The following is a 24,568-nucleotide window of genomic DNA, read 5'->3' on the forward strand; positions in this document are numbered from 1 at the left end:
AGCCTAAACGTGGTAAAATAGAGGGAGAAAGAAGGGACGCTTATGTTAAGAGTTGACCAAACATTGCTGCAACAAGTTATCCTTAGCCGTCAGTCAGACTCCTATAAGGGAGACTATGGGCGTCTGCTCTTGATAGGAGGGACTTATCCTTACGGTGGAGCCATCATCATGGCAGCCCTCGCAGCGGTTCATAGTGGAGCGGGCCTTGTCACGGTTGCAACAGACCGCGAGAATATCCCTGCCCTCCATAGTCAGCTACCTGAAGCCATGTCTTTTGCTGTGACGGACCAAGAATTGTTGGTTGAGCAAATCGCAAAAGCAGGCGTCATTTTATTGGGACCAGGACTCAATGCTAATGAGCTAGGGGCACACCTTGTAGAGCTAGTTTGCGAAAGAGTTCAACCTCATCAAGTGCTCATTCTAGATGGTGGAGCTATTAGCCTCTATACTCGCTTAGGACTTCCTCTTCCTCCAGCTCAATTAGTCTTTACCCCTCATCAAAAAGAATGGGAGGCCATGTCAGGTCTAGCGATTGGAGACCAAGGGGAAGAAGCAACAAGGCAGTCTCTGTCCCAACTTCCTCCAGCAAGTATTCTAGTCCAAAAAGGTCCCCAGACTAAGATCTGGCAACAAGGTCAGACAGATTATTACCAACTATCGGTTGGTGGCCCCTATCAAGCAACGGGTGGTATGGGCGATACTTTAGCAGGCATGATTGCGGGCTTTGCGGGTCAATTTCCGAAAGTTGGACTCTATGAGCGCGTGGTAGTTGCCAGTCACCTTCACTCAGCTATTGCAGAAGACTTGAGCAAGAATGCCTACGTGGTTTTACCGACCGCGATTAGTCGAGAAATTCCAAAATGGATGAAGGGAATTTGCCTTTCCAACTGCCAATAAACAATCAAGTCTCAGATGATGAAATCTGGGGCTTTTTCCGTAGGTAGAATCAGCTTTTTCCGCTTATTTTTGGTATAATTTATACTAGAATTTTCCGTGTGAAAGGGGATCTATGTCAGAGTATTTATCGGTATCCAGTCTGACCAAATACCTCAAGTTAAAATTTGATAAGGACCCCTATCTGGAGCGGGTCTATTTGACAGGTCAGGTCTCGAATTTCCGTAAGCGTCCCAATCACCAGTATTTTTCTTTAAAGGATGAAAAAGCTGTGATCCAGGCGACTGTCTGGGCAGGGATTTATAAGAGTTTCGGCTTTGAGCTAGAAGAAGGCATGAAGATCAATGTCATCGGTCGGATCCAACTCTATGAGCCAAGTGGCAGTTATTCCATTGTCATCGAAAAGGCGGAGCCAGATGGCGTCGGCGCTTTAGCTATTCAGTTTGAGCAGTTGAAAAAGAAACTCCAGGAAGAAGGACTTTTTCAAGAGAAATTTAAACAGGCCATTCCTCAGTTCTCCAAGAAAATCGGGGTTATTACCAGTCAGAGTGGGGCCGTTATTCGCGATATTATTACTACTGTTTCGCGACGCTTTCCGGGCGTGGAGATTCTCCTTTTTCCAACCAAGGTACAAGGAGAGGGAGCTGCCCAAGAAATTGTCGCCAATATCCAAAAGGCCAATGATCGGACGGACCTAGATGTCTTGATCATCGGTCGTGGTGGTGGCTCCATCGAGGACCTATGGGCCTTTAATGAAGAGCCAGTTGTGCGGGCTATTTTTGAGTCTAGAATTCCCATTATTTCCAGTGTGGGGCATGAGACAGATACTACTCTAGCAGACTTTGTCGCAGATCGCCGGGCAGCAACTCCTACAGCTGCGGCTGAGTTGGCAACGCCTGTGACCAAGTTGGACCTGCTCAATCATTTGCAGAAGCAGGAAGGGCGGATGGCAACCGCTATGCGTAACCGCCTGGTCTATCATCGAGAACGCCTGCAAAAACTAAGCCAATCGGTCATCTTCCGTCAGCCAGAGCGGCTGTATGATTCTTATCTGCAAAAGCTGGATCAGATTCAGTTGCGATTGAAACAGGCTGTGTCAGAGTCGGTTACCAGAAATAGCCGCCAGTTACAAGAACTCCGTCATCGATTGGCCTCTCAAACACCACAGCATCAGCTCGAGCGTTATCGAGACCAGATTTTCCAGATGGAGCGATTGCTGACCTTGAAAATCAAGGAGCTCTATCAGACAAAAGCAGCAGATGCCAAGCGCCTTTCGGAAGCTCTCTTGATGCTGGATACCAGTCGCATCGTGGCTAGAGGCTACGCCTTGGTACAGGCTGGAAATCAGGTTTTGGATAGCGTGGATACAATCAAAGAAAAGGATGCCTTGACGCTAGTCATGCGGGATGGGCAAGTAGAAGTAGAGGTAAAGCATGTCGAAAGAAAAGAAATTTGAAGAAAATTTAGCTGATTTGGAAGCTATTGTCCAAAAGTTGGAAAGTGGGCAAGTGCCCCTCGAAGAGGCCATCTCAGAGTTTCAGAAAGGAATGAAGCTATCAAAAGACTTGCAAGAAACACTTGATCAGGCTGAAAAGACCTTGGTCAAGGTGATGCAAGCAGATGGCTCAGAAACGGAACTAGTATGATTCTAGAAGAAAAACTGCAAGGGGTCGAAAAAGCGATAGAAGGCTTCTACGAGGCTAAACAAATCGCTCCCCGCTTGGTAGAATCCATCCTTTATTCAGTCCATGCAGGGGGGAAACGGATTCGACCTTTGCTCTTATTGGAGTTGTTGGAGGCCTTTCATGCTCCAATCCTTGAGGCTCATTTTCAGGTGGCAGCCGCTCTTGAAATGATTCATACGGGAAGCTTGATCCATGATGATTTACCAGCCATGGATAATGATGATTATCGTCGTGGTCAATTGACCAACCATAAAAAGTTTGGGGAAGACCTAGCCATCTTAGCAGGAGACTCACTCTTCTTAGATGCCTTTGGCTGTGTGGCAGAGGCGGATCTTCCAGCTTCTATCCGGGTGCAACTGATCGCCTTATTATCGGATGCTTCAGGGACAGCTGGGATGGTGGCAGGCCAAGTCTTGGATATGGAAGGGGAAGGAGCGAGCCTGACCTTGGACCAGTTGCAAGTCATCCATGCCAATAAGACGGGACGACTGCTAGCATATCCTTTCCAAGCTGCGGGGATCCTCTTAGAGCTTGAGCCAGCTGTTGCGACTCTCTTAGAGGAAATTGGCCTCCATTTAGGCTTGGCTTTCCAGATTCGGGATGATATTTTGGATGTGACTGCTGATTTTGCCTCCTTAGGGAAAACCCCTCAGAAGGACTTGCAAGCTGAAAAATCGACCTATCCTGCCCTCCTTGGTCTAGATGGAGCTCAGGCTTATTTGGACCGGGAGTTGGATGCCTGTGAGGACTTGCTCGATCGCATCTCACAGCAGGTAGACTTCGATGGGACTGGAATCAAAAAGATTATAGAAAGACTTAGAATTCATGGCGAAGGAAAGAGTTGACGTACTGGCCTACAAGCAGGGACTTTTTGAAACCCGGGAGCAGGCCAAACGCGGTGTGATGGCTGGTTTGGTCGTTGCGGTCCATAATGGCGAGCGCTTCGATAAACCAGGCGAAAAAATTGATGAAGCGACAGAATTAAAACTCAAGGGTGAAAAACTCAAATATGTCAGTCGTGGTGGTCTCAAGTTAGAAAAGGCTTTGGACCTTTTTGAGATTGACCTGAAGGATAAGGTCACGCTGGATATTGGGGCTTCTACTGGAGGCTTTACGGATGTCATGCTCCAAAATGGAGCCGCCTTGGTCTATGCAGTGGATGTGGGGACCAATCAGTTGGCATGGAAGCTTCGTCAGGATCCTCGGGTCATCTCGATGGAGCAGTTCAACTTCCGCTATGCGACGTCTGAGGATTTTGAGCAAACTCCAAGCTTTGCTAGCATTGATGTTAGCTTTATTTCCCTCAACCTCATCTTGCCAGCCCTCCATGGGATTTTACAAGAGGGAGGCCAGATGGTCGCCCTTGTCAAACCCCAGTTTGAAGCTGGTCGGGAGCAGATTGGGAAAAATGGGATTATCAAGGATGCCAAGGTCCACTTGTCCGTCCTGGAACAGGTTCAAGGCTTTGCCTTAGAACATGGCTTCTCCGTCTTGGGTGTGGATTATTCACCGATCCAAGGGGGCCATGGCAATATTGAATTTTTACTTTATTTAGAAAAAAATACTGGGCAAGATCGTCTTCAACTGCAAGAGTTTGCGGCAGTTGTCGAAAAAGCCCACACTGATTTTAAACATGAATAGTAAACAAAACCGATTAGAAAAAATACGCCGCTTTATCCGAGAAAATAAAGTGGGTACTCAGGATGCCATTGTCGAACATCTGAGGGAAGCTGGAATTTCTGCGACACAAGCGACTGTTTCCCGCGATATTAAAGAGTTGGGGATTATTAAGACGCCTTTAAAAGGTTCTGCCTATGTCTATGAATTGCCACGCGTCCAACATAGTGGAAAATTAGCAGAAAATAATCTTCAATCCTTTGAACGCATGGGGAGCTTTTTGACCCTCAAGCTTGTCCCAGGGACAGCCTATCTAGTCAAGCGGCATCTACAAGAAGATTTTGATGACATCATCTTTAGCATGATTTCAGACGACAATAGTATTTTGATTGTGGCCCGCTCGGAAGAAAAGGCTCAGTTTATCGAACAACGATTGATGGAATGGTAGGAGAGAGATGCTATTAGAAATTTCAATTAAGAACTTTGCCATCATTGAAGAAATCGCTCTGAATTTTGAAACAGGGATGACGGTTTTAACCGGTGAAACTGGAGCAGGAAAATCCATCATTATCGATGCTATGAATATGATGCTGGGGAGTCGGGCGACGACTGATGTCATCCGTCACGGTGCTCCTAAGGCTGAGATTGAAGGCCTCTTTGCCATTGACGAAAACCCTGCCCTTCAACAGTTATTTGAAGAGCAGGGCTTAGAATGGGCAGAGGAGTTGATTATTCGCAGGGAAATTTTCCAGAATGGTCGGAGTGTCAGCCGGATCAATGGGCAGATGGTCAACCTCTCCGTTCTCAAGGCTGTTGGCCAGCATTTGGTGGATATTCATGGCCAGCACGATCAGGAAGAACTGATGCGGGCTCCCTTGCATATCGCTATGCTGGATAGCTTTGGGGAGGATACTTTTTTTGCGACTAAGAAGGCCTATAGAGAGACCTTTGAGAATTACAAGGCCTTGCGCAAGCAGGTCTTACAGATCCAAAAAAATAACCAGGAAAACCAAGCTCGGATCGAAATGTTGGAATACCAGATTTCGGAAATCGAGGCGGCAGCCCTGTCCCTAGATGAAGATGTCCAGTTAGAGCAAGAACGGCAACGCCTGCTCAACCATAAGATGATTGCAGATACCCTAAGCAATGCTTATGCCATGCTGGATGCAGAAGACTTCTCCAGTCTTAGCAATGTGCGGTCGGCCATGAATGATCTGCAAAGCATCGAAGAGTATGATGCAGAATACAAGACCTTGTCTGACCAAATGGCCGAGACCTACTATACTCTGGAGGATTTGACCAAGCGCTTGGAGGATCTGGTAGATGGATTGGACTTTGATGGTAACCGTTTGATGCAGGTGGAAGCTCGACTAGACCTGATCCATTCAATTACTCGTAAGTACGGTGGTCAGGTAAAGGATGTCCTTGATTACCTGGAGCAAATTAGCAAGGAATATAGCCTATTAACAGGAGGGGGAACCTCTTCTGAAGACTTGGAAAAAGAACTCAAGTCTATGGAAGGACAGTTGGTTGCCTTGGCTAAAGAACTGAGTCAAGGGCGTCATACCTTGGCCCAAGAGCTGGAAGCAGAGATCCAGCAGGAATTGGCGGATCTCTATATGGAAAAAGCTCGTTTCCAAGTGCGTTTTACCCCATCTAAGTTTAATCGGGAAGGAAACGAAACGGTTGAGTTTTATATTTCAACCAACCCTGGAGAGGACTTTAAACCTTTGGTAAAAGTCGCATCAGGTGGGGAGTTGTCCCGTCTTATGTTGGCCATCAAGTCAGCATTTTCACGTAAAGAAGGCAAGACCAGTATTGTCTTTGACGAGGTGGATACAGGGGTATCTGGTCGGGTGGCGCAGGCCATTGCTTCGAAGATTTATAAGATTGGACGTTATGGTCAGGTGCTAGCCATCTCTCATTTACCTCAGGTCATTGCAGTAGCCGATTACCAATTCTTTATCGAAAAGGTGAGCGATGAATTTTCAACGGTTTCGACCGTTCGCTTGCTCAGTTATGAAGAGCGAGTCGAAGAAGTCGCTAAGATGCTTGCTGGTGAAGATGTGACAGAAGCAGCCCGTATGCAGGCAGAGCAATTGCTAAAACGGCCGTCCTAAGAAGAAAGGAACCGATATGGAAAGCTATTTCGTAGTGGGAGACATTCACGGGAAAGCCGGTATGCTGAAGGAACTGATGACCCATTGGGACGGTCAGTCCCAGCTGGTTTTTCTCGGAGATCTGATAGACCGTGGAGAAGACAGTCGTAAGGTTATCGAACTGGTCAAAGATGCTGTCGAACAGCAAGGAGCCATCTGTCTCTCTGGGAACCACGAATACATGTTTCTAGCCTGGATCGATAACCCAACAGAGCGCTATGACCATTACCGACGAAATGGTGGTGACACGACCATCAACTCTCTACTTGGTCGTCCCCTCACGGCTCCAGTAGATGGCGTGGAGGATGCTCGGCGCGTGCAAGAGACTTGTGGGGATCTCGTCGCTTTCATCCGTTCGCTTCCTTTTGTCTATGAAACTGAACACTATATTTTTGTGCATGCTGGCCTTGACTTGACCTTGCCTGATTGGCATGAAACCACGGATTACCAAAAGGTCTGGATTCGCCAACCCTTCCATGAAGCTTTGAATCAGACAGGAAAGACCATTGTTTTCGGCCATACCCCGGTTCACTATCTCTTGGATCAAAAGATTGGAACCAAGGAGCTCTGGGTGACCAAAGATGGGAAGATTGGCATGGATGGCGGGGCTGTATATGGTGGCGTCCTCCATGGCATTCTCTTTGATGAAAGTGGAATGAAGGCCGATGTTGCTTTGGTCAATGATGGCTTTGCAGCTATCGATGATTAAGTAAAAAGGACTTTGTCCCACAAAAGCCTAGAAAATTTGATATAATAGAGTGGATATATCTAAGAAAAGATTGTAGGAATGTTATGTCACAAGTAAAAATTGTTACAGACTCATCCGTAACGATTGAGCCTGAAGTTGTTGAAAAATACGGAATTACCATCGTTCCCCTCTCTGTTATGGTGGACGGTGTCCTCTATTCAGATGCGGAATTAACAGAAGGACAATTCCTTCAGTTGATGAAGTCCAGTAAGAACCTTCCAAAGACCAGTCAACCTCCAGTAGGTGTGTTTGCGGAAGCCTTCGAAGGTTTGGCTGAAGAAGGGTCGCAAATTATTGCGATCCATATGTCTCATGCCTTATCTGGTACAGTGGAAGCTGCACGTCAAGGCGCTACCTTAGCCAATGCAGATGTCACGGTGATTGATAGTAGCTTTACAGACCAAGCCATGAAGTTCCAAGTGGTAGAAGCAGCGAAAATGGCTCAAGAAGGAGCTAGCGTAGAGGAAATTGTAGCCCGCATTGAAGAGGTCAAGCAAAAATCTAGACTCTACATTGGGGTTTCTACTCTGGAAAACCTGGTGAAAGGAGGCCGGATTGGCCGCGTAACTGGTTTATTGAGTTCCCTTTTGAATATTCGGGTTGTCATGGAAATGAAGAACGATGAACTGCAACCGATTGTCAAAGGACGCGGACAGAAGACCTTTAAAAAATGGTTGGACGAGTTGATACAAGACTTATCTGGTAAAGAAATCGCCGAGATAGGGATTTCCTATGCTGGTGGACCTGACTTTGCTAACCAAATGAAGGCACAATTACAGCCTTTGGTTGCAGCTCCAATCTCTGTTTTGGAGACAGGTTCAATCATTCAAACCCACACTGGTGAAGATGCCTGGGCAGTTCTTGTTCGATTTGCATAGAAGCCCGTCAATAAAGGAATTTATTCCTAGATAAATGTTGATAAAAACAAGTTTAGTACTTGACCTAAAAGCATTTTTTAGATATGATAGAGATGTTAAGGGTAAAACCTAAAAAAATTTGGAGGATTTGTTAAATGGCTAACAAACAAGATTTGATCGCAAAAGTGGCAGAAGCTACAGAATTGACTAAAAAAGACTCAGCAGCAGCAGTTGACGCTGTATTTGCAGCTGTTTCAGAATACCTTTCAAAAGGTGAAAAAGTTCAATTGATCGGTTTCGGTAACTTCGAAGTTCGTGAACGTGCAGCTCGTAAAGGTCGCAACCCACAAACTGGTAAAGAAATCAAAATCGCTGCTTCTAAAGTTCCAGCATTCAAAGCTGGTAAAGCTCTTAAAGACGCAGTTAAATAATTGTGATTTAAAAAGCCTGTTGTATCAAGCATTTTAGCTTAGTGACAGGCTTTTTTTGTGTCCGAAGGGCAAATGAGGGACAAAGTATTATAAATTATCCAGCAAATCCAGAATGTTGTCATCCATCTTCTTCGTCACATGCGTGTAAATTTTTTTAGTGGTACGAGAATCAGAATGTCCCAAAGGTTTAACATTCGTCAAGAATCTGACTATATTGCTCATCTGTTGTCTTGATTCGATCAGAACTTCTTCTATACGACTATCAAGCAGTTATTTGGGAGACCGTTAGCCGTTTCCACTTCTCTGTATAAGGATTTTCGTATCTCTCAAAAATTTGTATTTCCCGTTTTTGAGTTTTTCAATCCACATTGTTCATCATCTCTCCAATACGAGGCCTATTCTTCATGTTCCTGCAGTTCATTCAAAGCATCTTGGATGTCTTTTTTTGTTTTAAAAGGATTATTTTTGATGTTTACGATATACATGAAAATCGTCAAAATCAGAAGAAATAATCCAATAGCTAGATTTATCGTGAAATACAAGATGGTACAGAACGCAAGCAAACCCACGGGAAAATACCAAGAAGAAGCAGGTTGAATTTTTCTACCTTTTTGTGTGTAAATCGCTTGTTCTTGTTTCTTCGATTGCCTTTTTTTCATGCTTCCGAAAGCATCTACAGTCGTTTGATTGTAAACTTTATTGTATAAAGCACGTTTTGGATTTTTGATAATTCCAGTGCCTTTCTGTCCGTATGTGGGGATGACTGCTTTTTTCATTTGCCTTTTCCATTTTGAAGTAGTTCTGGCTTTTAGACTTTTTGAAAGGCTCGGCTTTCTAACACCTATTTTCATATAGTTCTCCTTTCTAGCCATCTTTCGAGGTGCCTTTTTTATTTGTTTTCTATAATTTGGATCTTTTCATTGAGGTCGTTTATCTTTGCAACATCACTATTTAGATTATTGATGTAATAATTAACCTCGTTACTAATATCGCTGTAATTGTTGTATCCACTGATGTTTTGAAAGTAATTGATAATATTTCTACAAAAATGAGCATGCTCGTTGTAGTATGCAAGCTCTGAAATCAAAATATTTAATTCAAATTTTTGCTTATCCCATCTAGGAAAATCAACATCAAGATTAACGGGAAAGTTCTTGACAGAGTGAATTTCCCATAGAGCATGATATTTATCAGCTATCTCTTTTACTTCTTCGCTCGGTTTCGTTCGCTCTCCATTATCTAACAACAAGCCTTTGTCTTTGAATTCCTTCGTCAATTTTTCTGCATCTAGGTTATAGTCAGAAAAAAAGTATTTCGGGATGGATATTGATGATTTTCTGCCCGTTTTAGTATTCCCCCACCATACAAGCAGAAGCAACTCTCTCAATTTATAACCTTCTGATGTCTGAAAGTTATCGGTATAACGAGGAAAATCAAAAGATCTATCCCAAAAATCTTGTATTGTCGGCCTTCTCAAAAGTAGCTCTACGTATTCTTTCGTATAGTAGTCAGGGCCAGCAGAAATAGTTGTTTTAACATTCATTTTTTCCGGCAAGGTTCTTTTATTTTTCTTTTTGAAGAGAAAATCAAAAAATCCCATATCATTTCTCACTTTCTTCTCTATACACATCTACAACTTTGCCAATGAAACTAAAATCACTGTTTGAATTAATCGTTATTTTTTTGTATTTCTTGTTAAAGCTTCTTAAATAAGCTTTGTCCTTTTCGATAATGAGCTGCTTGATATAAGCCTCTCCCTCGTAGTCAAACACTTCAACTGTTTCACTTGGAAGCTCTATCGCCAATTTAACATACATATAATCCCTAAATTTGTAATCTGGTTCCAACGAATCTCCGTAAATAGGCGTAACGAAGTCATCGTCCACCTTCATAGACAACTGAATTGTCTCTCTATCTGTACTTCGTTGTGTAGATAGTTCTCTAACAACCACAGTTCGAGGAGGAATCATGGAAACATTTATTAGATCAGTTCTGATATCTTTAATAGTGATATACACTCTGATGCATTACTACATTTATAAAGTAAATGAACTATACAAGAAATATATGGATTTCGAAACATCAAGTGTTAAGAAATTTGCTGAAGACATCATAAACAAACTTCCAAAAAATTCATCCCAAGGGGAGTGATAGAAAAACACATTTTTTCAAAACTAATATCTGGATGGTATTGAAGAACTTGTTGAACAGTGAAGTTATTTCTGATGAAATCATAGTCTGAATCAATTGTGGAATATTTATCATCTTCAATTTTTAACAGACCTAGTCGCTCTAAGTTCGTTAAAGATGAAGATAATTCATTAATCCCTTCAGTGCCATTTATAAAGTATATGATTGGGAATACTATTTTGTAGCCACTATCGGATCTTATAACAGCTTTCATGATAGGGATTGGGGATCCTGCTAGGGGATTCTGTCCTTTTAAAAATTGGAGAATACGTGCATCCGTTACGTCTAGTTGCTTGATAATTTCAACGAAAGATGGGTGTATAATCGAGTTCTTTCGATTATCAAATGAACTAGCTAATATTTTAGCGAACATAGAACGCAACTCTTCTTCTTCAATATAATATTTAGATGCTTCCAATGCAGGGCCTAATATTTTTAGAGGAGGTTCTTGGACATTCTCTGGTGGGATAGTTGCTACTTCTTGAAGTGTGCTATTTCTGAGATTCTCGACATCAATTTCGTTTTTTGCACGCAATAACGCTGCTTGATTAGAAACGTCGTGGCCATAATTGACATACCACCAATCTTGCAATGTTTGAATAGGCCCAGCAAATACACCGGCTGAAGTAGCTCCTCCTAAAAATCCTGTAAAAAGAGGAAGGAAGTCTTTAAGTTGGTTAGGGTCCATAATTTTTCTTTCTTCATATATTGACTAAAACTGTAAGATACATTGGTCAAGATATATTATACGATAATAAACATTGTATGTCAATATATTGTATTCCTTAAAATTGTTTTGATTTTTGTTACACAATATATAGTATAACAGGGAGAGCGATAATGGAAATAATACAAATAAAGTTAGATAAGGATTAGAGGCCATGCTTTGGGAAAAAATTTCAGAAAATTGGACAGTTTATAAACTTTGTTTAAAAGCAGATATCGGACCTGCTGGAATCTATCGTTTTTTTGTTTTGGAGTCCTTTCTAGACAGGGCCTATAAATAGGAGTATAATAGAAAAAAGTGAGAAATGGAGGGTGGACCATGAGATGGATTGTTGGAATCTTTGTTCTGCTCATGATTAAGCCAATTCTTTATCTATTGAAAGGTCTCTGGTTTATGGTGGAACTCTTCTTTATGTTCCTCTTTGTTAAAATTTTACTAGGAACTATGAGATGGATCTTTAGTTGGGGAAGTTAAGATTAGATATAAAAAAGTGTGGGAGTAAAGGAGCTTGATTCGAGCTAATTTAATCCTGCACTTTTTCTTATTTACAAACATTCTAATTAGGCAAAATGTGGTATTCGTGATATAATAGTTTTAAAGAAGAGACAGAAAGGGGAAAGACCATGCTAGCTTGTTTAACGCTCGATTCCGTTCAACAAGAAAAAGTGGAAGATGTATTGCAACACTTGCGTAAAAAATCTGTACGGATTACAGAGACGCGTCGGGCTGTCCTTTCCTATCTTGTCAAAAGTCAGGAACATCCAAGTGCAGATGCCATCTATCAGGACTTGAAACCAGCCTTTCCCAATATGAGCCTGGCAACCGTTTATAACAATCTCAAGGTCCTCATTGAAGAAGGTTTTGTCTCTGAAATTAAAGTTCGTAATGATACCACGACCTACTTTGACTTTATGGGACACGATCATTTGAATTTGATTTGTGAGTCTTGTGGGAAGATTGATGATATTGATATCGAAGTTCCAGACGTGAGAGCAGAAGCGAGAGAAAAAAGTGGCTACGTCATTACCAAGTGCCAAACCACAGTTTATGGCCTTTGTCCGGAATGCCAGAAGCAATTGTAGGCAAACCTCTTTTTAGAGGTTTTTTTGTTTAGTCTTGTTTGTGGAAAGAGGGTGGAAGAGGCAGGATTTAGAACCTGGTGAGAGCGACTTGTAAATGTCCATGAAAAAGAATTGATAAAATTTTCACGAAATCTTCGATCTAGCTCTGTTAAGACTAGATTTTTCCCTCAAAATCTAGTAGAATAGAATAGATAAACGAGGGTAACCTCGGAAAATAAAAGGAGATCCATCTAATGGTAAAATTGGTTTTTGCTCGCCACGGTGAGTCTGAATGGAACAAAGCTAACCTTTTCACTGGTTGGGCTGATGTTGATTTGTCTGAAAAAGGTACACAACAAGCGATCGACGCTGGTAAATTGATCAAAGAAGCTGGTATCGAATTTGACCAAGCTTACACTTCAGTATTGAAACGTGCGATCAAAACAACTAACTTGGCTCTTGAAGCTTCTGACCAATTGTGGGTTCCAGTTGAAAAATCATGGCGCTTGAACGAACGTCACTACGGTGGTTTGACTGGTAAAAACAAGGCTGAAGCTGCTGAACAATTTGGTGATGAGCAAGTACACATCTGGCGTCGTTCATACGATGTATTGCCTCCAAACATGGATCGCGATGATGAGCACTCAGCACACACTGACCGTCGTTACGCTTCACTTGACGACTCAGTGATTCCAGATGCTGAAAACTTGAAAGTGACTTTGGAACGCGCTCTTCCATTCTGGGAAGATAAAATCGCTCCAGCTCTTAAAGATGGTAAAAACGTATTCGTAGGAGCACACGGTAACTCAATCCGTGCTCTTGTAAAACACATCAAACAATTGTCAGACGACGAAATCATGGATGTGGAAATCCCTAACTTCCCACCATTGGTATTCGAATTTGACGAAAAATTGAACGTTGTTAAAGAATACTATCTTGGAAAGTAAGATAACATAATTTGTTATCCATAAAAAAAGCTGACTTCAGTCAGCTTTTTTGTTTGTCCGTCGCAGACCTAGCTGTTTTTTGGTTTTCAGGGACTCCTAAAAATGATATAATGAAGTGTTATTACATAAGGTTTCATTAGCCTTGAAAGGAAAAGAAAATGACAAAATCATTCTACATCACAACCCCTATCTATTACCCATCTGGTAAATTGCATATTGGTTCAGCTTACACAACCATCGCCTGTGACGTCTTGGCACGTTACAAACGCATGATGAACTGCGATGTTTTCTACCTGACTGGTCTCGATGAGCACGGGCAAAAGATTCAGCAAAAAGCAGAAGAAGCTGGCATTACACCGCAAGCTTATGTAGATGGGATGGCGGTTGGAGTGAAAGAACTCTGGCAATTACTCGATATCTCATATGATAAATTCATCCGTACGACAGACGATTACCATGAAAAAGTGGTGGCGCAAGTCTTTGAACGCTTGCTGGCACAAGACGACATCTACCTAGGTGAATACTCTGGTTGGTATTCAGTCTCTGATGAAGAGTTCTTTACAGAAAGCCAATTGGCTGAGGTCTTCCGTGATGAGAATGGCAAGGTCATCGGTGGAGTAGCCCCATCAGGTCACGAAGTAGAATGGGTTTCTGAAGAATCTTACTTCCTTCGCCTCAGCAAATACCAAGACCGCTTGGTTGAATTTTTCAAATCCCAACCAGATTTCATCACACCAGATGGCCGTCTCAATGAAATGTTGAAAAACTTCATTGAGCCAGGTTTGGAAGATTTGGCAGTATCTCGGACCACCTTTACCTGGGGAGTTCCTGTCCCATCTAATCCAAAACACGTGGTCTATGTATGGATTGATGCCCTTCTTAACTATGTGACGGCTCTTGGCTACGGTCAAGAAGATCATGAAAACTTTGACAAGTTCTGGAACGGAACCGTCTTCCATATGGTCGGAAAAGACATCCTTCGTTTCCACTCCATCTACTGGCCAATCCTTCTCATGATGTTGGATATCAAATTGCCAGAACGTTTGATTGCCCATGGTTGGTTTGTCATGAAAGACGGCAAGATGTCTAAGTCTAAAGGAAATGTCATCTACCCAGAAATGTTGGTGGAACGCTTCGGCTTGGATCCGCTTCGTTACTACCTCATGCGCAGTTTGCCAGTTGGTTCAGATGGGACCTTCACACCAGAAGACTACGTGGCTCGTATCAACTATGAATTGGCCAATGACCTTGGAAACCTCCTCAACCGGACGGTAGCCATGATCAATAAATACTTTGGTGGTCAAGTTCCTGCTTATGTCGAAAATGTTACCGTATTTGATGCTGATTTGGCTAAGGTGGTTGAAGAAAACATCGCTGAATACCACAAGCAAATGAACGGGGTTGATTACCCACGCGCATTGGAAGCCGTATGGAACATCATCTCTCGTACCAACAAGTACATCGATGAGACAGCTCCTTGGGTCCTCGCTAAAGAAGACGGTGACAAGGAACAATTGGCAGCGGTCATGGCTCACTTGGCAGCTAGCCTTCGTGTTGTGGCTCACTTGATCCAACCATTCATGATGAACACCTCAAATGCCATCATGGAACAACTTGGCTTGGGCTTGGACTTCGATCTTGAAAACTTGACCCTAGCAGGCTTCCCTGAAAATGTCACAGTGGTTGCCAAAGGAACTCCAATCTTCCCACGTCTTGACATGGAAGAAGAAATTGCCTACATCCAATCTCAAATGACTGCAGGCAAACCACAAGAAAAAGAATGGATTCCAGAAGAAGTGGAACTCAAGTCGGAAAAAGATGAGATCAAATTTGAAGACTTTGACAAGGTTGAAATCCGTGTAGCAGAGGTCAAAGAAGTGGAACGCGTCGAAGGATCAGACAAACTGCTTCGCTTCCGCCTTGACGCTGGTGACGGTGAAGATCGTCAAATCCTCTCTGGTATCGCGAAATTCTATCCAAATGAACAAGAATTGGTTGGCAAGAAACTCCAAATCGTGGCCAACCTCAAACCACGTAAGATGATGAAGAAATATGTCAGCCAAGGCATGATTCTTTCCGCAGAACACGGAGATCAATTAACGGTCCTAACCGTAGATTCATCTGTACCAAATGGAAGCATCATCGGTTAAACGATAGACAAAGAAAAAATCATCTAAAAAACTTTCCTTAGGTGAGTACGGACGTCAGCGAACTTCGAAGAAGTTCCATGACTAATTATTGAGCCTAAGGTCTCAATAATTCCGAGTGCCTGAAACAACTGTGTTTCAGGCATTTTTCTCACGACGGAAAGTTTCAGTAGATGATTGAATAATTCTAACGAATGAATTTTTTTTAGAGAAATTATTTGATTTGTAAGGAAAAACAGGTGGTCTACGCTCTCAAGCACTCCTCGGGAGTGCTTTTCTTGTATTGATATAGTTCCTATCATTGAATTTTACAAGGATAGAAGATGAGTCCTATTAGTAATAAATGTTAATGGAGACTTCCGCAGTGAGAAAAGAGTCTGAAACGTTATCGTTTCAGACTCTCGGAAGATTTGAGACAGTAGGCTCAAATCTTAGGTATGGAATCCCAAAGGGATTCGCTACCGTCCGTCTTCACCTAAGGAAAGTCTCCGAATATAGTTCCTATTCATCTGGCCGGTATTCCAAGATATCTCCAGGTTGGCAGTCGAGTTCTTTGCAGATGGCTTCAAGGGTGGTGAAGCGGATGGCTTTGGCCTTACCGGTTTTGAGGATGGAGAGGTTAGCTGTCGTGATGCCGATTTTATCGGCTAGCTCATTGGATTTCATTTTCCGCTTGGCCAGCATGACATCTAGATTGACGATAATCATGGCATCCTCCTTAAATGGTTAGCTCATTTTCTTCAGCGATCTCAATCCCTCTCTCTAAAATCTTGCCAAGGACCCAGACGATTGGAACGGCAAGGAGAAGCCCTGTGTTAAAGGTAAATTTGAAAGTGAAGGGAAGGAGATAAGCATCGCCACTGGTTTCAAGTGTGCCAGACATAAAAGACAAGACCAAGAGAATCTTCCAAGCTCGGTTGCAAAGATCAATGTTGGAGTGAGAAAAGATCTTTTCTTGGTAGAGATTTTTGAGGAAGCTGCGAATGGTGATGAGAAGGTAAATATAGATAGCGCTTGAGACTAGTGGGAAGAGCAACTGCCAGAGAGGTTGGAGATGTTTGGGGAAGAGTTGGATGCCATTCACATCAAAGGACAAGCGTCCAGATTGAATGAGATCCTTAAACACTCCCATCCGGGAAAGCAGGTGGACGACCAGTGCAGCCACGGTTATAAAGCCACAGAAGTAAATGAAAGCCGTTAAGACTTCAATGACATTTTTTAAGGTTTTTGACTTTTTCATCGCAAGCCTCCTTGAAGTTTTTTTATTTTTCACTTATAGTATACTCCTTATAAAAAATAAGTCAATAAAAAAGTATCGAAAAACGATAAAAAATTTATGAATTTCAGTCAAAATTTGCTTTAAATAGAATTTAAGGTATACTATTAGGTAACTACCATTTCAAGGAGGTATTGAAATGATCAAAAAGTTAGATAAGAAATATCTTTGGATGATCATCGCTTTTGTGAGTGCAGTGGTTCTAATCGGAGGAGTCTATCTCTACTCTAGCTCCAATATTCAACCGGATCATCAAAAAGAGTTCAACCAGACTTCGAAGACCTCGTCTTCATCTAAGGAAAAAGCTATCGATCTGTCTGGTGAATATGTCTCTAGTGCGCGTGATAAGGCCAAGATACAAAAAGATGGGAAATCTTGGAAAATTGATTATCAAACAGATGATGGTGCTGTTTCAGCAACGTTCTCAACGGATTTCAAAGTAGAAGGAGCCAATAAAGTTTCTACTAGCCAGATGAAAAAGTCTGATGGAAATACGGATTTTACCGTCACTGTGCGTATCTTTAAATACCAATCAGAAAAAGATCCTCTTATAACGGTAACCATGTCAGACAATGATCCGGATCACGAAATGGTCTTTGCCAATCGGAAGGATTTCTTCAAATCAACGAATCCAGATGATGCGGTATTGGATGGGGATTTGACAACCTTCTCAGGAAGTTATTCCAATGAATCGATTGAAAAACAGATCGCAGATTCAGGCTTTAAGTTGTATGGCTATAGTCCAGAAGATTATTACAATCACCGGACTACTGTCTTCCCTTCTATCTACTCTGATCAGGATAAGGGATGGAGCTTCTGGAGTGGAGCTAGCAATGTCCAATTTGTCCTCAATAAAGATAAGAAACCGAAGAAAGCTGGATCGACCTATCAGGTTTACTTTGTCCAAGCTGGTACAAGTGGAGAAACTCCTGGTCAGGAATTGATTGTTACCTTGATTCCTGAAAATGTTCAAGGTCCTGATGGTATCGTGTCGCCTTTGAGACGCATCTTCTACCATCAAGCCTCCTTCCAAGCCTACCAAGACAAATGGTGGGAAGCCTACCCAGAGCCTAAGAAGGAAGCAGACCTTGATATTGCGGCCATCAATAGTGGAGATTTCTCAAGTCTGGCAGGGACATGGCGCAATGCTAAAGGCCAGGAGATGGTCATCCAAGAAGATGGAACTGTAAAGGGCCAAGGAAGATTAAAAGCAGTGCCGAACTCGGATAAGACAAGTAAAGTCCCTTATGTAGATCTACGTGTGGGAGAAACAGGAGTGGCAGTTGGCCTCTTTAAGATTGGTTTTGAAAATCCTGATGGAGACCAATCAGATAAGAGCAAACCTCGCTTGGTTGTTACCCAATCAGCTGGGAACTATCCAGCGGATCAATACTTCTATCGTCAATAAGATTGAAGAAAAAGTCATTTTTAAAACTTTCCTTAGGTTCAAAACTCCCGAATGCCTGAAACAACTTTGTTTCAGGCACTTTTCTCACGGCGGAAAGTTTTTCATCTTCTTAAATGACTAAAAAATAAAAGTCATTTTTTGAAAATCATCCAGCTGTTTTATGTAAAGCGATAGTATGTCTACATTTAAAACCCAGGAAATTCAATTTCCTGGGTTTTGTTTTGCTTCAATTGTTTATCACTAGGTGCTGAAGGAGTTGATTATTTCTTACTTCAACCTGTCTCTTTAGACTTACTCTTTGTGTTCAAGGAGCAGTGGTGAGGTGGTCTCGACTGCTTGTTTGCGCTTGAAAAATGCAGCCATTTGAACTAGGATACGGGGGACTGTTTGCCATTTTTTCCATGCTTGGACACGGGTGTCGATGAGTTGCTTGGCTAGACGTTCCAGCATTTCTCGCTCGGTGGGGTCTAGGTCCTGAGTGTTTTGAAAGATATCTTTGATCTTGGAGAAATTTTTCAAGTTCATCAAATCATTAATCGAAGTGATGCCGGCGTCTAGAAAAATGCCAAAAAAGGTATCAAAGAACTTCTTGCGCTCATCCGCCGATGTTTCGCGAACCCACTGCTTCAGGGTCTCGTCGGTCTGCTGGCTATCGGGACTGGTTTGATCCAGGGTCACAAATCCATCCTTTTCAACCATCCAAGTAAAGGCGTCATGCTGGGCAAAGCCACCAAAAGCTCGGCTTTTGACAATCGTAGCAGGCTCAGGAACTTCCAGCATCATCCCAACGATAGACCCTTGCGGGACAAAGCGGTGAACGAGGTGCGCGATTCGTTGATAGCCCTCCGTTTCGATAATGGCCTTGTTGAGGCCAGGCGCGTCGTAACAGTAGATGGCGTCGACCTTTTCAATCAGATGATCTGGAAGGTAAGAGCAGGCGTAGGCTGCGAGATTGCCCCCTTTGGAGTGGCCGGCTACCATAAAGCGTCCTTTAGGAAATTCCTTCATGACATGTTGTAGGTAGCTGGCTGCACGCCTCTGAGATGGGACATGGTCCATATAGGTCATGTGGAAGTCTTCCTTCCAGCCGATCAAGGTATCATCCGTCCCTCTGAAGACAACTAAATAAACATCCATGGTAAGACGATAGGTCATAGCCGCAAACTGCTTCTGAACATCGGGGTCATATTCGTCGACATAGTTAAGAAGTTTGACATTCTTAAAGCGTTTGGATGTAGCTAGGATATCGACTAATTGCAGGTGTTTGTCTGTCACGATGAAATCTGTGGTTCGATCGACTAGCTCTACTGCATCAGATAAGCGGACTTCAATATTGGTCGTATCCCCTTGAGGCACGATCCGATCAAAAGGAAGATAGGTCAGCTCTGTCAGTGCCAGGACATCGAGTTCCTTAAAAGGGCGATCGTAGATGGAATCATAGGCGACATAGTCTAGATAATCAAAAATCGTGGACATGAGATTCTCCTTTGTATCTGTATGTTCAGTATAGCATAAAATACCTGAAAAGCCCCTCAGTAAAAATAGGAAATTGACGAAAGGAGTTACCTGTAAGTTGAGATGGCGAAAAATATGTATGCTCCTTGGATAATTTGATATAATGAAAGGGTAATACTCTAGTAAGAAAGAGAAGGAAAGAGCATGCACAAAATTCTTCTTGTCGAAGATGATGAAACCATTCGCCAACAAGTGAAGAAAATCATGGAGCAGTGGGGCTTTGAAGTTATTGCAGTTGATGACTTTATGGATGTATTGGGGACCTTCGTCCAGACCAATCCTCATCTGATTCTGATGGATATTGGCCTTCCTCTTTATAATGGCTACCATTGGTGCCAGGAAATTCGTAAGGTGTCTAAGGTCCCTATCATGTTTTTATCCTCACGAGATCAAGCTATGGACATCGTCATGGCTATCAATATGGGAGGCGATGACTATGTGACCAAGCCATTTGATCCCAATGTCCTTCTGGCAAAAATTCAGGGTCTCCTTCGCCGCTCTTATGAGTTTGGAACTGATCAAGATTTGTTAGAACACCGGGGCGCTATCCTCAATCTCAAATCCATGGATCTGGTCTACGAGGGAGAGGTGGTTAATTTGACCAAAAATGAATTTCAAATTCTTCGCATCCTTTTTGAAAAAGCTGGAAGTGTAGTGGCTCGGGATGATCTAATGAAGGAATTGTGGAACAGTGATTTCTTTATTGATGATAACACCCTCTCGGTCAATGTAGCTAGACTTCGGAAGAAACTCGAAGAAGCAGGACTGGAACATTTTATCGAAACGAAAAAAGGTATAGGATACGGGTTGAGCAATGGATAATCGATTCTTATTTGTCAAACATTATCTGATTTCTCACCGTCGCTATCTCTATTTAATTGGGTTACTCCTTTCATCCCTGGTCTTGTTTGCCTATATATTCGAAGGCTACCGCAATTTTCTCCTTTACCTGACAGGAATTTTGGCTTTTTTGAGTCTTCTTCTGGTCATTTGGGATGCTGTAGCTGGGTATCAGGCCTGTCGGAAGGAAGTGCTCTATGGGGAGGGACTACCTGAGACCCCTCTAGAATTGGTCTTGAGTCAGAAACTAGCAACCAGTCAGCAAGCCCAACGTGAGCAGACAACGGTGAGTCTAGAGACCTACAATGACCTGATGGATTACTATACCCTCTGGGTCCACCAGATTAAGACGCCCATTGCGGCCAGCCAACTCTTAGTTAAAAATATAGAAGACAGCGAGCTGAGACAACAAATGGAGCAGGAGCTCTTTAAGATTGATTCCTATGCCAATGTGGTCCTCCAGTATCTGAGACTCGAAAGCTTTCACGATGATTTGGTTCTTAAGCGTGTTCCACTCGAAGAGCTGGTCAAAGAAGTCGTGCGAAAGTATGCCATCTTCTTTATTCAAAAGGGCTTGACGGTGGATCTGCATGACTTAGATGTCGCCGTCATTACCGATCGCAAGTGGCTCTTGGTCATCATCGAGCAATTGCTGTCTAATAGCCTTAAGTATACCAGCACTGGCGGGATTGAGATCTATTTCAAAGACCAGACCCTTTATATGAAAGATAGTGGGATTGGAATAAAGGATAGCGATATACTCCGTGTCTTTGAGCGGGGATTCTCCGGCTACAATGGGCATTTGACCCAGCAATCTTCTGGACTAGGCCTCTATCTGTCTAAAAAGATTGCCGATCAGCTAGGGCACCAACTCCAGATGACGTCTCAAGTCGGCCAAGGGACGACTGTTGCTATACGTTTTGAAGAGAAGAAGTTGGTCATGGATTAGGAGAATTCGTCGGTACCTAATGATTCTCTCCCTAAGCTTCTCTTTTATTTGAAAATGACAAAAATGTAAGATTTAATTTTAAAAATGAAAGGTTAGGTTATGGTGACCGCCTTTTATTTTTTATACAATAGTCTCATCAAATAAAGGAGGTCAAGAAAATGAAACTCTTGAAATGGATGAAAGAACCCAAAAAGATTAAGAAACCAAATAAGAAAACCGATTTGGAAAAGGCGGAATTTGGTCGCCAAGTCCTACAACAAACCCAAGAATTTTTCTTGATCTACTAGTATAAGGAGAAAAGTATGTCATTACTAGACGTTCAACATATCAAAAAAATCTACAAAACCCGCTTTCAAGGGACGCAGGTTGAAGCCTTAAAGGATATTCACTTCACTGTTGAAAAAGGGGAGTATGTCGCCATCATGGGGGAATCAGGATCTGGGAAATCGACCCTCCTCAATATCTTAGCCATGCTGGACCAGCCGACGGAAGGACGAGTCTACCTCAATGGCACCGATACCTCGACCATCAAGAACAAGGACGCTTCGAGCTTCCGTCGGGAAAAACTAGGCTTTGTCTTTCAAGACTTCAACCTGCTCGACACCTTGTCCGTCAAGGACAATATCCTCTTACCTTTGGTCCTTTCTCGCAGACCCGTCAAGGAAATGATGAGCAAGGTCGATAGCGTGAGTCGAGAGTTGGGCATTCACCAACTTCTAGAGAAATATCCTTACGAAATTTCTGGTGGGCAAAAACAACGGGTGGCTGTAGCACGGGCCATCATCACCTCACCTGAAATTCTCCTTGCTGATGAGCCAACAGGGGCGCTGGATTCCAAGTCTTCGGCTGCTTTACTAGATGTCTTTGAAGATATCAATACCATGGGGCAAACCATTCTTATGGTGACCCACTCAACCGCAGCGGCAGCTCGGGCCAAGCGCGTGCTCTTTATCAAGGACGGGATTCTCTACAACCAGATCTTCCGCGGGGAAAAGACAGAGCGTCAGATGTTCCAAGAAATCTCGGATACCCTAACGGTCATGGCAAGTGAGGTGGAGTAGATGTTTCGATTAACCACTAAATTAGCTTGCTCTAATCTGATCAAGAACCGCAAGCTTTATTATCCCTTTGCGATTGCAGTCATTCTCGCAGTGACCATCGCCTACCTCTTTGACTCCCTGACCTTTAATCCCCATATTTCAAAACTTCGAGGGGGATCTCCCATGCTCTTCACCCTAGGCTTGGGACTGTTTGTGGTCAACGCTGCGGGGGCCATCATTGTGCTCTATGCCAATAGCTTCGTCATGAAAAACCGCTCCAAGGAACTGGGGATCTACAGCATGCTGGGCCTTGAGAAGCGCCATCTCATCAGCATGATTTTCAAGGAACTCTTGATCTTTGGCTTTTTGACTATCTCAAGCGGAGTGTTGATCGGGGCTCTCTTTGACAAGCTGATCTTTGCCTTTCTCTTGAAACTCATGAAGATGAAGGTCCAGCTGGTATCCACCTTCCAACCTGGGATTGTCATCTTGGTCTTTGTCACCTTTGGTCTCATCTTTGGCCTCCTAGTTTTTCTCAATGCTTGGCGAATTCTCCGTTTGAATGCCCTGCAGTTGACGCGTGAGAAGGCTAGTGGTGAAAAGAAATCCCGCTTCTTGTGGCCCCAAACCATCCTGGGTTTAGTTTCTCTTAGTTTTGGCTACTACCTGGCTTTGTCAGTCAAAGACCCATTGTCTGCGATTGTGATTTTCTTTCTAGCGGTTGTCTTGGTCATGATCGGAACCTACCTGCTCTTTAATGCTGGGATCACCGTCTTCTTGCATCTGCTTAAGAAAAAGAAGGGCTATTATTACCAACCCAACAATATGATCTCGGTCTCTAACCTCATCTATCGCATGAAGAAAAATGCAGTGGGACTTGCGACTATTGCCATCCTCTCAACCATGGTGCTAGTGACCATCTCTGCTGCGACCAACATCTATGTTGGTGGCGAAATGGTCAAGAAAATTATGGCTCCTCATGATTTCTCTGTCCAAGGAAAAGGGGTAGACCTGGAGCAAATCAATCAGAAATTTGATGAATTTGCTTCTGAGCACCAGCTTGAAATCAAGAATCGTGACCTGATGACCTATGCCAACTTTGGAATCAAATCCCAAAAGGGCACAGACTTTACGGTCTATCCAGCTGACGAACGCAGCGTCACTCCCAAAACCGTCTTTATGGTCTTTGACGCAGCTAGCTATGAGCAGATGACAGGAGAAGAGGCCGATCTGACTGGCAACCAAGTTATCCTCTTTGCTCATAACGAGGCTCTCAAAGGCCAAAAGCAGTTTACTATCAATGGCCAAGACTTCCAAGTAAAGGAAGAAGTGACCAAGGATTTTATCACAGATCACTTGCCCAACATGTATAACATGCTGACGGAGGATTTCAATTACCTAATCGTTCCAGATCTCTCAGCCTTTATCGCCCAATTTCCAAATCTTGCCATCTATACCAATATCTATGGTGGATTCAATGTCAATGTCGGTGAAGACCAGCAACTCAAGCTGGCAGCTAGCTATGATAAGATGATCGATGAATTGAGCAGTCAACAGGGCCAAGGAACATTTGTCTATGGAGGTAACCGAGCCAATGATGTGGCAGAGTTGAATAGCCTCTTTGGTGGCATCTTCTTTATCGGGATTTTCTTGTCACTGATCTTTATGGTCGGAACGGTCATCGTCATCTACTACAAGCAAATCTCGGAAGGTTATGAAGACCGTGACCGCTTCGTCATCCTCCAACAGGTGGGGCTTGATGAAAACGAGGTCAAACGGACTATCAACCGTCAAGTGCGGACCGTCTTCTTCCTTCCCCTCATCTTTGCCTTTGTCCACCTGGCCTTTGCCTATCATATGATTCGTCTCATTCTCAAAGTGCTCGGTGTCATCAATAGTGGCCAAGTCCTCATCGTGACCCTCAGTGTCTGTGCCGTCTTTCTCGTCACCTACCTGATCGTCTTTTGGATCACCTCTCGGAGTTACCGTAAGATTGTGCAGATTTAGGAAAAGAGAAGCTCGCTTATAGCGGGCTTTTTTGTGCACTGCAAAATCACAAGATTGTGACACTTTACAG

27 protein-coding genes are annotated in these 24,568 nt (G+C 43.1%); 20 read left to right on the forward strand and 7 right to left on the reverse strand.

Annotation, left to right across the window (positions count from 1 at the left end; all coding sequences use genetic code 11):
- The first annotated feature begins 42 nt into the window (after positions 1 to 42).
- The 10 genes from D8785_RS07425 (at position 43) to D8785_RS07470 (ending at position 8,391) form a co-directional block, all read left to right on the forward strand.
- A complete protein-coding gene (locus tag D8785_RS07425) occupies positions 43 to 897 on the forward strand; it encodes an NAD(P)H-hydrate dehydratase (protein WP_125375007.1) in 855 nt (284 codons plus the stop codon).
- A gap of 112 nt (positions 898 to 1,009) precedes the next feature.
- A complete protein-coding gene (gene xseA, locus D8785_RS07430; RefSeq protein ID WP_125375008.1) occupies positions 1,010 to 2,350 on the forward strand; it encodes an exodeoxyribonuclease VII large subunit in 1,341 nt (446 codons plus the stop codon).
- Entirely contained in the window at positions 2,328 to 2,540 is a 213-nt protein-coding gene (locus D8785_RS07435; RefSeq protein WP_006596769.1) for an exodeoxyribonuclease VII small subunit, read from the forward strand. Before xseA ends, D8785_RS07435 begins: the two co-directional genes overlap by 23 nt.
- Positions 2,537 to 3,424 (forward strand): polyprenyl synthetase family protein, encoded by an 888-nt coding sequence (locus D8785_RS07440; RefSeq protein ID WP_048715453.1) that lies wholly within the window; start codon positions 2,537 to 2,539, stop codon positions 3,422 to 3,424. Before D8785_RS07435 ends, D8785_RS07440 begins: the two co-directional genes overlap by 4 nt.
- The gene (locus D8785_RS07445; protein ID WP_048715455.1) at positions 3,405 to 4,220 is read left to right on the forward strand and encodes a TlyA family RNA methyltransferase; all 816 of its coding nucleotides are present in this window, start codon (positions 3,405 to 3,407) and stop codon (positions 4,218 to 4,220) included. The genes D8785_RS07440 and D8785_RS07445 overlap by 20 nt, the downstream gene beginning before the upstream one ends.
- Complete coding sequence (locus tag D8785_RS07450) at positions 4,213 to 4,644, forward strand: arginine repressor (RefSeq protein ID WP_048715457.1); 432 nt, start codon at positions 4,213 to 4,215, stop codon at positions 4,642 to 4,644. The genes D8785_RS07445 and D8785_RS07450 overlap by 8 nt, the downstream gene beginning before the upstream one ends.
- 7 nt (positions 4,645 to 4,651) lie before the next feature.
- Entirely contained in the window at positions 4,652 to 6,316 is a 1,665-nt protein-coding gene (gene recN, locus D8785_RS07455) for a DNA repair protein RecN (protein WP_125375009.1), read from the forward strand.
- Between the two features lie 16 nt (positions 6,317 to 6,332).
- On the forward strand, positions 6,333 to 7,064 hold the full coding sequence (locus D8785_RS07460; protein ID WP_125375010.1) for a metallophosphoesterase: 732 nt from the start codon (positions 6,333 to 6,335) through the stop codon (positions 7,062 to 7,064).
- Between the two features lie 83 nt (positions 7,065 to 7,147).
- Positions 7,148 to 7,981 carry a DegV family protein gene (locus D8785_RS07465; protein ID WP_125375011.1) on the forward strand — a complete coding sequence of 278 codons (834 nt, stop codon included), beginning with the start codon at positions 7,148 to 7,150 and terminating at the stop codon, positions 7,979 to 7,981.
- 134 nt (positions 7,982 to 8,115) lie between these two features.
- Positions 8,116 to 8,391: an HU family DNA-binding protein gene (locus tag D8785_RS07470; protein ID WP_006596762.1), complete on the forward strand. Its 276-nt coding sequence runs from the start codon at positions 8,116 to 8,118 to the stop codon at positions 8,389 to 8,391.
- Between the two features lie 395 nt (positions 8,392 to 8,786).
- On the opposite strand, the gene D8785_RS07480 is transcribed toward D8785_RS07470, so the two are convergent.
- The 4 genes from D8785_RS07480 to D8785_RS07500 form a co-directional block, all read right to left on the reverse strand.
- The gene (locus D8785_RS07480; RefSeq protein ID WP_125375012.1) at positions 8,787 to 9,242 is read right to left on the reverse strand and encodes a hypothetical protein; all 456 of its coding nucleotides are present in this window, start codon (positions 9,240 to 9,242) and stop codon (positions 8,787 to 8,789) included.
- A gap of 38 nt (positions 9,243 to 9,280) precedes the next feature.
- Positions 9,281 to 9,991 (reverse strand): hypothetical protein, encoded by a 711-nt coding sequence (locus tag D8785_RS07485; protein ID WP_125375013.1) that lies wholly within the window; start codon positions 9,989 to 9,991, stop codon positions 9,281 to 9,283.
- Position 9,992: 1 nt separating this feature from the next.
- Positions 9,993 to 10,361 (reverse strand): S24 family peptidase, encoded by a 369-nt coding sequence (locus D8785_RS07490; RefSeq protein ID WP_125375014.1) that lies wholly within the window; start codon positions 10,359 to 10,361, stop codon positions 9,993 to 9,995.
- A gap of 140 nt (positions 10,362 to 10,501) precedes the next feature.
- Entirely contained in the window at positions 10,502 to 11,269 is a 768-nt protein-coding gene (locus tag D8785_RS07500) for a DUF4393 domain-containing protein (RefSeq protein ID WP_125375015.1), read from the reverse strand.
- A gap of 357 nt (positions 11,270 to 11,626) precedes the next feature.
- Here D8785_RS07500 and D8785_RS09765 point away from each other — a divergent pair, with 357 nt between their 5' ends.
- The 4 genes from D8785_RS09765 to metG all read left to right on the forward strand — a co-directional run bounded on the left by D8785_RS09765 (position 11,627) and on the right by metG (position 15,466).
- On the forward strand, positions 11,627 to 11,782 hold the full coding sequence (locus D8785_RS09765) for a hypothetical protein (RefSeq protein ID WP_185759638.1): 156 nt from the start codon (positions 11,627 to 11,629) through the stop codon (positions 11,780 to 11,782).
- A 149-nt stretch (positions 11,783 to 11,931) separates the two neighbouring features.
- On the forward strand, positions 11,932 to 12,390 hold the full coding sequence (locus D8785_RS07505) for a Fur family transcriptional regulator (protein WP_048687796.1): 459 nt from the start codon (positions 11,932 to 11,934) through the stop codon (positions 12,388 to 12,390).
- 233 nt (positions 12,391 to 12,623) lie between these two features.
- Positions 12,624 to 13,316 (forward strand): phosphoglycerate mutase, encoded by a 693-nt coding sequence (locus D8785_RS07510; protein ID WP_002900876.1) that lies wholly within the window; start codon positions 12,624 to 12,626, stop codon positions 13,314 to 13,316.
- 158 nt (positions 13,317 to 13,474) lie between these two features.
- Positions 13,475 to 15,466, forward strand: a complete 1,992-nt coding sequence (gene metG / locus D8785_RS07515; RefSeq protein WP_125375016.1) for a methionine--tRNA ligase — start codon at positions 13,475 to 13,477, stop codon at positions 15,464 to 15,466.
- Between the two features lie 498 nt (positions 15,467 to 15,964).
- On the opposite strand, the gene D8785_RS07520 is transcribed toward metG, so the two are convergent.
- Positions 15,965 to 16,171, reverse strand: a complete 207-nt coding sequence (locus D8785_RS07520; protein WP_003006064.1) for a helix-turn-helix domain-containing protein — start codon at positions 16,169 to 16,171, stop codon at positions 15,965 to 15,967.
- Between the two features lie 10 nt (positions 16,172 to 16,181).
- Positions 16,182 to 16,703, reverse strand: coding sequence for a DUF2975 domain-containing protein (locus D8785_RS07525; protein ID WP_125375017.1), 522 nt, complete (start codon positions 16,701 to 16,703; stop codon positions 16,182 to 16,184).
- A gap of 175 nt (positions 16,704 to 16,878) precedes the next feature.
- Between D8785_RS07525 and D8785_RS07530 the strand changes: the two genes are divergently transcribed.
- Positions 16,879 to 18,147 (forward strand): DUF6287 domain-containing protein, encoded by a 1,269-nt coding sequence (locus tag D8785_RS07530; protein ID WP_125375018.1) that lies wholly within the window; start codon positions 16,879 to 16,881, stop codon positions 18,145 to 18,147.
- A gap of 291 nt (positions 18,148 to 18,438) precedes the next feature.
- Here D8785_RS07530 and D8785_RS07535 read toward each other — a convergent pair whose 3' ends face one another.
- Positions 18,439 to 19,623 (reverse strand): DUF2974 domain-containing protein, encoded by a 1,185-nt coding sequence (locus D8785_RS07535; protein WP_125375019.1) that lies wholly within the window; start codon positions 19,621 to 19,623, stop codon positions 18,439 to 18,441.
- A gap of 183 nt (positions 19,624 to 19,806) precedes the next feature.
- Between D8785_RS07535 and D8785_RS07540 the strand changes: the two genes are divergently transcribed.
- From D8785_RS07540 to D8785_RS07555, 5 genes are all read left to right on the forward strand, one after another.
- Positions 19,807 to 20,484 (forward strand): response regulator transcription factor, encoded by a 678-nt coding sequence (locus D8785_RS07540; protein ID WP_006596753.1) that lies wholly within the window; start codon positions 19,807 to 19,809, stop codon positions 20,482 to 20,484.
- The gene (locus D8785_RS07545; RefSeq protein ID WP_048715476.1) at positions 20,477 to 21,451 is read left to right on the forward strand and encodes a sensor histidine kinase; all 975 of its coding nucleotides are present in this window, start codon (positions 20,477 to 20,479) and stop codon (positions 21,449 to 21,451) included. The genes D8785_RS07540 and D8785_RS07545 overlap by 8 nt, the downstream gene beginning before the upstream one ends.
- A 158-nt stretch (positions 21,452 to 21,609) precedes the next feature.
- On the forward strand, positions 21,610 to 21,738 hold the full coding sequence (locus D8785_RS09880) for a hypothetical protein (RefSeq protein WP_023022528.1): 129 nt from the start codon (positions 21,610 to 21,612) through the stop codon (positions 21,736 to 21,738).
- 15 nt (positions 21,739 to 21,753) lie between these two features.
- Positions 21,754 to 22,512, forward strand: a complete 759-nt coding sequence (locus D8785_RS07550; RefSeq protein ID WP_006596750.1) for an ABC transporter ATP-binding protein — start codon at positions 21,754 to 21,756, stop codon at positions 22,510 to 22,512.
- Positions 22,513 to 24,498, forward strand: a complete 1,986-nt coding sequence (locus tag D8785_RS07555) for an FtsX-like permease family protein (protein WP_048715478.1) — start codon at positions 22,513 to 22,515, stop codon at positions 24,496 to 24,498.
- Positions 24,499 to 24,568 lie beyond the last annotated feature (70 nt).

The sequence above is a fragment of the Streptococcus australis genome, from assembly GCF_003943615.1.
Taxonomy (GTDB): domain Bacteria; phylum Bacillota; class Bacilli; order Lactobacillales; family Streptococcaceae; genus Streptococcus; species Streptococcus australis_C.

Excerpts from the sequence above, each read along its gene's own strand:
- D8785_RS07450 (WP_048715457.1), top strand. The coding sequence starts at position 4,213 with ATGAATAGTAAACAAAACCGATTAGAAAAAATACGCCGCTTTATCCGA.
- D8785_RS07520 (WP_003006064.1), bottom strand. The coding sequence starts at position 16,171 with ATGATTATCGTCAATCTAGATGTCATGCTGGCCAAGCGGAAAATGAAA.
- D8785_RS07490 (WP_125375014.1), bottom strand. The coding sequence starts at position 10,361 with ATGATTCCTCCTCGAACTGTGGTTGTTAGAGAACTATCTACACAACGA.
- D8785_RS07445 (WP_048715455.1), top strand. The coding sequence starts at position 3,405 with ATGGCGAAGGAAAGAGTTGACGTACTGGCCTACAAGCAGGGACTTTTT.
- D8785_RS07535 (WP_125375019.1), bottom strand. The coding sequence starts at position 19,623 with ATGTCCACGATTTTTGATTATCTAGACTATGTCGCCTATGATTCCATC.
- D8785_RS07545 (WP_048715476.1), top strand. The coding sequence starts at position 20,477 with ATGGATAATCGATTCTTATTTGTCAAACATTATCTGATTTCTCACCGT.
- xseA (WP_125375008.1), top strand. The coding sequence starts at position 1,010 with ATGTCAGAGTATTTATCGGTATCCAGTCTGACCAAATACCTCAAGTTA.
- D8785_RS07425 (WP_125375007.1), top strand. The coding sequence starts at position 43 with ATGTTAAGAGTTGACCAAACATTGCTGCAACAAGTTATCCTTAGCCGT.
- D8785_RS07435 (WP_006596769.1), top strand. The coding sequence starts at position 2,328 with ATGTCGAAAGAAAAGAAATTTGAAGAAAATTTAGCTGATTTGGAAGCT.
- D8785_RS07540 (WP_006596753.1), top strand. The coding sequence starts at position 19,807 with ATGCACAAAATTCTTCTTGTCGAAGATGATGAAACCATTCGCCAACAA.
- D8785_RS07530 (WP_125375018.1), top strand. The coding sequence starts at position 16,879 with ATGATCAAAAAGTTAGATAAGAAATATCTTTGGATGATCATCGCTTTT.
- D8785_RS07470 (WP_006596762.1), top strand. The coding sequence starts at position 8,116 with ATGGCTAACAAACAAGATTTGATCGCAAAAGTGGCAGAAGCTACAGAA.
- D8785_RS07510 (WP_002900876.1), top strand. The coding sequence starts at position 12,624 with ATGGTAAAATTGGTTTTTGCTCGCCACGGTGAGTCTGAATGGAACAAA.
- D8785_RS07465 (WP_125375011.1), top strand. The coding sequence starts at position 7,148 with ATGTCACAAGTAAAAATTGTTACAGACTCATCCGTAACGATTGAGCCT.
- D8785_RS07550 (WP_006596750.1), top strand. The coding sequence starts at position 21,754 with ATGTCATTACTAGACGTTCAACATATCAAAAAAATCTACAAAACCCGC.
- D8785_RS07440 (WP_048715453.1), top strand. The coding sequence starts at position 2,537 with ATGATTCTAGAAGAAAAACTGCAAGGGGTCGAAAAAGCGATAGAAGGC.
- D8785_RS07485 (WP_125375013.1), bottom strand. The coding sequence starts at position 9,991 with ATGGGATTTTTTGATTTTCTCTTCAAAAAGAAAAATAAAAGAACCTTG.
- D8785_RS07460 (WP_125375010.1), top strand. The coding sequence starts at position 6,333 with ATGGAAAGCTATTTCGTAGTGGGAGACATTCACGGGAAAGCCGGTATG.
- D8785_RS07555 (WP_048715478.1), top strand. The coding sequence starts at position 22,513 with ATGTTTCGATTAACCACTAAATTAGCTTGCTCTAATCTGATCAAGAAC.
- metG (WP_125375016.1), top strand. The coding sequence starts at position 13,475 with ATGACAAAATCATTCTACATCACAACCCCTATCTATTACCCATCTGGT.
- D8785_RS09880 (WP_023022528.1), top strand. The coding sequence starts at position 21,610 with ATGAAACTCTTGAAATGGATGAAAGAACCCAAAAAGATTAAGAAACCA.
- D8785_RS07525 (WP_125375017.1), bottom strand. The coding sequence starts at position 16,703 with ATGAAAAAGTCAAAAACCTTAAAAAATGTCATTGAAGTCTTAACGGCT.
- D8785_RS09765 (WP_185759638.1), top strand. The coding sequence starts at position 11,627 with ATGAGATGGATTGTTGGAATCTTTGTTCTGCTCATGATTAAGCCAATT.
- D8785_RS07500 (WP_125375015.1), bottom strand. The coding sequence starts at position 11,269 with ATGGACCCTAACCAACTTAAAGACTTCCTTCCTCTTTTTACAGGATTT.
- recN (WP_125375009.1), top strand. The coding sequence starts at position 4,652 with ATGCTATTAGAAATTTCAATTAAGAACTTTGCCATCATTGAAGAAATC.
- D8785_RS07480 (WP_125375012.1), bottom strand. The coding sequence starts at position 9,242 with ATGAAAATAGGTGTTAGAAAGCCGAGCCTTTCAAAAAGTCTAAAAGCC.
- D8785_RS07505 (WP_048687796.1), top strand. The coding sequence starts at position 11,932 with ATGCTAGCTTGTTTAACGCTCGATTCCGTTCAACAAGAAAAAGTGGAA.